The sequence below is a fragment of the Hoyosella sp. YIM 151337 genome, from assembly GCF_026041215.1.
Taxonomy (GTDB): domain Bacteria; phylum Actinomycetota; class Actinomycetes; order Mycobacteriales; family Mycobacteriaceae; genus Hoyosella.
The window spans coordinates 1-1,105 of sequence record NZ_JAPEIQ010000038.1; the positions used below are offsets into that span (position 1 = coordinate 1).

Sequence of the window (1,105 nt, forward strand, 5' to 3'; positions counted from 1 at the left end):
ATCCGCCCAGGGTGAGTCGGGACCTAAGGCGAGGCCGACAGGCGTAGTCGATGGATAACGGGTTGATATTCCCGTACCCGTGTGGGCGCGTCAATGGCGAATCAGTTGTGCTAACCGTCCTGATGGTGAAAGACCCGCTTCGGTGGGCTGGATCCGGATGCACGGGACCCTGGCTGGTAGTAGTCAAGCGATGGGGTGACGCAGGAAGGTAGTGGGGCCAGTGAGTGGTAGTACTGGTGTAAGCCGGTAGGGAGGGACATAGGTAAATCCGTGTCCCGCTATATCCTGAGAGGTGATGCGACCCCATAGATGGGGGATTCCATGATCCTATGCTGCCGAGAAAAGCCTCTAGCGAGTTCCCGCACGGCCCGTACCCCAAACCGACACAGGTGGTCAGGTAGAGAATACTAAGGCGATCGAGTGAACTGTGGTTAAGGAACTCGGCAAAATGCCCCCGTAACTTCGGGAGAAGGGGGACCACGCCTGGTGAACACCCTTTGCGGTGGGAGCTGGGGGTGGTCGCAGAGACCAGAGAGAAGCGACTGTTTACTAAAAACACAGGTCCGTGCGAAGCCGCAAGGCGAGGTATACGGACTGACGCCTGCCCGGTGCTGGAAGGTTAAGAGGACCGGTTAGCTCCCCTTGCGGGGGGCGAAGCTGAGAATTTAAGCCCCAGTAAACGGCGGTGGTAACTATAACCATCCTAAGGTAGCGAAATTCCTTGTCGGGTAAGTTCCGACCTGCACGAATGGCGTAACGACTTCTCTGCTGTCTCAACCACAGGCTCGGTGAAATTGCATTACGAGTAAAGATGCTCGTTACGCGCGGCAGGACGAAAAGACCCCGGGACCTTTACTGCAGCTTGGTATTGGTGTCTGGTTCGGTTTGTGTAGGATAGGTGGGAGACTGTGAAACCCTCACGCCAGTGGGGGCGGAGTCGTTGTTGAAATACCACTCTGACCGGATTGGGCATCTAACCTCGGACCCTGAACGGGTTCAGGGACAGTGCCTGGTGGGTAGTTTAACTGGGGCGGTTGCCTCCTAAAAGGTAACGGAGGCGCCCAAAGGTTCCCTCAGCCTGGTTGGCAATCAGGTGTTGAGTGCA

At 56.7% G+C, this 1,105-nt stretch carries 1 rRNA gene; it reads left to right on the forward strand.

Annotation, left to right across the window (positions count from 1 at the left end):
* Window positions 1-1,105 (forward strand): 23S ribosomal RNA (locus ONR57_RS18160); the annotation flags it as partial.